This window comes from Bauldia sp., from assembly GCF_020442045.1.
Taxonomy (GTDB): domain Bacteria; phylum Pseudomonadota; class Alphaproteobacteria; order Rhizobiales; family Kaistiaceae; genus Bauldia.
This window is the reverse complement of record NZ_JAGRLA010000111.1, coordinates 1-4876: the sequence shown is the minus strand read 5'-3', so window position 1 is coordinate 4876 and position 4876 is coordinate 1. Positions and strand designations below refer to the sequence as shown.

Genomic DNA, 4876 nt, shown 5'->3' with positions numbered 1-4876 from the left:
CTCGATGACCAGCTCGATCGCCATGCGCTCCGGAGACGAAGCGATCGAATAGCTGCGCTCGGCCCGATAGCCGTCGGGAGCGGTGAGCCGGACATCGACATGCTGTCCGGCGACGAAGACGAAGGGCAGCGCCGGTTCGAGCCGGAAGCTCCTGACGGTCGGGGTCAGCGTTTCGATCGCGGCGATCGTCGCTTCCTGCCACGCGATACGAGACGGCTGCATACCGCGTCAATCACCGGTGAAGCGCTGTTCGCGCCAGGGATCGCCGTAGATATGGTAGCCACGCAATTCCCAGAAGCCGGGCTCGTCGCGCTCGGTGAATTGCAGCGCATTCACCCACTTGGCCGATTTCCAGAAATAGAGATGCGGCACCAGAAGTCGGGCCGGCCCGCCATGGGAGGGTGAGATTGGCAGTCCCTCATAGGCGGTCGCCACCATCCCCTTGCCACCAGTGAGATCGGCGAGCGGCACGTTGGTCGTATAGCCGTCGACGGAATGGGCGAGCAGGAAGCCGGTCGGCGCCGCGACGCCGGCGGCGGCAAGGAGCTCGTCGATCGACACGCCCTCCCAGGTCGTATCGAACTTGCTCCACTTGGTGACGCAATGGATGTCGCGCTTGAAGGCGGTCTTCGGCAGCCGGTCGAATTCCTCCCAGCTCCAGGAAGCGAGCTGTCGCGGGCCATGCTTGAGCGTGAAGCGCCATTTGGCGAGGTCGACATAAGGTGTCGCGCCGGCCGACAGGACCGGGAAGTCCTCGGTCTTGTACTGTCCCGGCGGCAGCCGCGCCGCCTCCGGTTCCGAGGGTCTCCGTCCGAAAAAACCGCGTGTGGCCAAGGCGTTACTCCGTCAGGCAGGGTCAGTCGTAGAACGGCTCGGTCGTCAGCCGCCGGCCGATGAGAAACGAATCCGCGACCAGCCTGAGCGGCGCGTCGTCGACCAGGGAGCGGTTGTCGCGCAGCAGCCCGGCGAAGCGGATATAGATATCCTCGTATTCGTGCGGCGGCCGCTCGACGTCGAGGACGCCGTTGACCTCCAGCTTCGCGCCGCCATTCGAGAGCCTGAGCTCGGTCCCCTCGCCGGTCTCGATGGCGATGTCCCAGGTCTGCGGGCCGGTCTGCCGCCAGTCGAACTCGGCCGTCAGGCTGTCGAAGGAGCCGCTGGTCGCGAATTCCAGCGACGCCGCGATCGGCGCGTCGCAATTCTCCGGGTAGGTGAGCGCCGCCTTCCTGACGAAGACCGGGGCCGGCATGATCTCGGTGACGATCGACAGCGCGTTGATGCCCGGATCGAAGACGCCGAAACCGCCTGCGCTCCAGATCCACTTCTGTCCGGGATGCCAGCGGCGCACGTCTTCCTTCCAGGTGATCGCCATCCGCCTGACGGTCTGCCGCGCCAGCAGGTCGCGGGCATGGGCAACCGCCGCGTTATATTGCGAATGCCAGGTGGTGAAGAGGACACGGCCCTGCTCCGCGGCGAAGGCGGCGAGGTCGTCCAGCTCGCTGATCGTCGCCGCCGGCGGTTTCTCGAGCAGGACATGCTTGCCGGCGGCGAGCGCCTCGCGGGCGAAGACGTGCCGGACCTGCGGCGGCGTGCAGACCGCCACCGCGTCGAGGTCGGGCATCGCCTGATACATGTCGGCCGGAGCCCGGAAAGTCGGTACGCCGTCGACCGTGATGCCGCGCTGGCTCGAGACCGCCACGAGCTCGAAAGCCGAATTCCTGGCGATGACCGGCAGATGCTGGTCTTCGGTTATCTTGCCGAGGCCGATGATGCCGATCCTGAAGACTGTCACGTCTCGCTCTCCCGTCCCTCTCCCGCCCGCCGCGAGATCATGCGGCGCGGCCAAGTCTCCGGCGTCTTTCCGAAACGAAGTCCATGTCGTTGCCCCGAACCGGCTCCACCTTGAGCGGCGCCGTTTCGTCATATCCGAAGAGCTCGAAATCCCGGCCGTAGAGATCCCGCACCAGCGCCACCGTACGGTCGTCATAATAGTCCGCCAGCTGCTTCGTCGCGGACGTTCCCTGGCGCACTTCACCGAGCTTGGCCTTGCGGCCGTAGAGCCAGCTCAGCAGGGCCGGGAACTCGACGCCGAAATTCTCGAAATGGCCGACGAAGCCGTAGTTGAAATAGTCGTAGGCGATGTTCCTGTATTGCGGCTTCCAGTGGGTATCGAGATCGAGAACATCCTCCTCGCCGAGCATCTCCAGGAATTCGGTGAAGGAGGGCTGGGCGCCATCGGCGAAGCCGATGCGCTTCTGGAGGACGAAATAGGATTCGTCGCGCCCGACGATCCGGTCGAGATAGCAGGACAGTGTCCGGCTGAACGGATTGCGGCTGAAGGTGAAGACGAAATAGTGGGAAAGCGCCCGCTCCCACTGGCGTGGCGTAAGCTCCGCGGGCGTCAGCAGCGGATTGGCCTGGCGATTGAGGAAGGGCGTCCTGTGCCGGATCCGCCTGACCCGTTTCTCGCTCCGCGTCAACGAACGGATGATGAAGGAGCTGCCCGCCTTGTCGTTCTTGACGTAGACGAAGCGGCGGCTGTTCGAGACGAAAGTCGAATTGAAGAAACGGCCGAAGGTCATGTCGGTCGGCCGCGAACCGGGTGACAGGTATTGCAGCTTGCCCGCCTCCTGGCCGAGGAGGCGGACAATCTGTTTCGACCGGGGCGCACCGCGGCCCCCGTCGGCTTTTCCGGTTCTGGTTACGCGTTCGACCACGGCCCGTGTGCGACCTTGCCTGGTTCGTCCATCCGCTCGAATCCGTGCGCGCCGAAGAAGTCGCGCTGCCCCTGGGTAAGGTCCGCGGTCGAGCGGGCGGTGCGGGCGAAATCGAAATAGGCGAGCGCCGATCCGAGAGCCGGCACCGGTATCCCCTTGAGCTGTGCCTCGGCGGCGGCGCGGCGGAGGCTCCCGTGGGTCGCCTTGATCATTGCGGTGAAGGGCTCGACGGTCATCAGGCTGCGGATCGCGCCGCCCGACTCGTAGGTCGAGGCGATATCGTCGAGAAAGGCCGAACGGATGATGCAACCGGCCCGCCAGATCTTGGCGACGGTGCCGAGCGGCAGGTCCCAGTCGAAGGCCACCGACGCCTTGGCCATCACCGCGAAGCCTTGAGCATAGGCGACGATCTTGCCCGCCAGCATCGCCTCCTCGAGGATGATCATCGCGCTGTTGCGGTCGCCGAAGGCGCCGCCGATCTTGCGCGGCGCGGCGGCGAAGAGCTTCTCGTCCGCGACCCGCTCGAGCTTCTGGGACGAGAGGTTGCGGGCGGCGACTGCGGCCTCGATCACGGTCGCCGGGGACCCGAGGTCCTGCGCCTCGATCACCGACCAGCGGCCGGTGCCCTTCTGGCCGGCGGTATCGAGGATGATGTCGACCAGCGGCCCGCCGGTCCTGGCGTCGGTGGTGCCGAGGACGTTGGCGGTGATCTCGATCAGGTAGGACTTGAGCGGCCCCTCGTTCCAGTGCGCGAAGACCTCCGCCATCTCGGGCGCCGACATGCCGAGGCCGTCGCGCATGATGCCGTAGATCTCGGCGATCATCTGCATGTCGGCATATTCGATGCCGTTGTGGATGGTCTTGACGAAATGGCCGGCGCCTTCCGGCCCGACCAGCGCGGCGCAGGCCTCGCCCTCGAACTTGGCGGCGATGTCGGTGAAGATGGTCTCGACCCGGCCCCAGGCTTTCCTGTCGCCGCCGGCCATGACCGAGGGGCCGTGGCGCGCGCCTTCCTCGCCGCCCGAGACGCCGACACCGAGGAAATCGATGTCGCGGCCGGCGAATTCCTTCACCCGGCGGCGGGTATCGCGGAAATTGGCGTTGCCGGCGTCGATCAGGATGTCGCCCTTGGCGAGATGCCCGGCGAGCACGTCGGCCTGCGAATCGACCGCCTCGCCGGCCTTGACCATGATCACCACCGGGCGCGGCGGCTCGACGGCTTCCGCAAGCTCGGTCAGCGTCCGGCACGGCGTCAGCCGCTCGGCGAGACTTCCGGCATTGGCGACGAAGGCGTCGGTCTTCTCCGCCGTGCGGTTGAAGACCGCGACGGAATAGCCCTTTTCCGCCATGTTGAGCGCCAGATTGGCGCCCATGACGCCGAGCCCGACCAGACCGATATCCGCCATTCTCAAATTCTCCCTTGTGCACCCAGCCGGGCCTTGCGGCATCAGCAGGCCTCTATCCTCCACGGTGCGGCGGCGGACGATAGGCAAAGACGCGCCAATGGGCAAATCGCGACACCGCGGTTCGGCGCCGGAGGCAGCCTCAGGTCATGCCTTGTGCTCGAACTCTGCCTGGTGCTCGTAGGACAGCCGGCACGCCTTATCGACATCGCCGGCGAGGATCGCCGCGTGGATCGGCGCATGGCTCTCGGCCACCGCATGCATGTCGATATTCGGCTGGAGCAGCGTCTTGCGCGAGTGGATCTCGACGTGGAGCGACTCCCACATCTTGAGGAGCAGTGCGTTGTCGGCGGCCCGCATGATCACCCGGTGGAACCAGACGCTGTGGTGGATCACGCCTTCCAGGTCTCCGGCCCGCGCCGCTTCACGCATCCCTTCGAGATGCTCGCCGACGATCTCCGGACGGCGACGGAGGCGCGGCATGGCAAGCCGCATCGCGGTCTCCTCCAGCGCGCCGCGCACGACATAGATCTCGCGCTGGGTGGTGGCGTGATAATCGTTGACGAAGGAACCGCGCCGCGGCCGGATGGTGACCAGCCCCGCCATCTCAAGCTCGCGGAGCGCCTCGCGCACCGGTGCCTGGCTCGACCCGAATTCGCGGGCGAGCTGCATCTCCACCAGCCGCTCGCCGGGCTCGTAGTGGCCGGCGATGATGCGTTCGAGCAGCGTGTTCCTGATCCGCACGCCAAGCGGCTG

General features: G+C 66.3%; 6 protein-coding genes. All 6 read right to left on the bottom strand.

Annotated features, from left to right (window positions below; translation table 11 throughout):
- On the bottom strand, nucleotides 1-222 hold a 222-nt coding region (locus tag KDJ86_RS12785), incomplete at its 3' end, for an FAD-binding oxidoreductase (RefSeq protein WP_291746304.1).
- Between the two features lie 6 nt (nucleotides 223-228).
- A complete protein-coding gene (locus KDJ86_RS12780) occupies nucleotides 229-834 on the bottom strand; it encodes a sulfite oxidase-like oxidoreductase (RefSeq protein ID WP_291746301.1) in 606 nt (201 codons plus the stop codon).
- A gap of 22 nt (nucleotides 835-856) precedes the next feature.
- Nucleotides 857-1792: a Gfo/Idh/MocA family protein gene (locus KDJ86_RS12775; protein WP_291746298.1), complete on the bottom strand. Its 936-nt coding sequence runs from the start codon at nucleotides 1790-1792 to the stop codon at nucleotides 857-859.
- 37 nt (nucleotides 1793-1829) lie between these two features.
- The gene (locus KDJ86_RS12770; protein WP_291746295.1) at nucleotides 1830-2717 is read right to left on the bottom strand and encodes a sulfotransferase family protein; all 888 of its coding nucleotides are present in this window, start codon (nucleotides 2715-2717) and stop codon (nucleotides 1830-1832) included.
- On the bottom strand, nucleotides 2702-4129 hold the full coding sequence (gnd, locus tag KDJ86_RS12765) for an NADP-dependent phosphogluconate dehydrogenase (protein ID WP_291746293.1): 1428 nt from the start codon (nucleotides 4127-4129) through the stop codon (nucleotides 2702-2704). Before gnd ends, KDJ86_RS12770 begins: the two co-directional genes overlap by 16 nt.
- Before the next feature lie 138 nt (nucleotides 4130-4267).
- The coding region (locus KDJ86_RS12760) for a GntR family transcriptional regulator (RefSeq protein WP_291746292.1) at nucleotides 4268-4876 on the bottom strand (609 nt) is incomplete at its 5' end.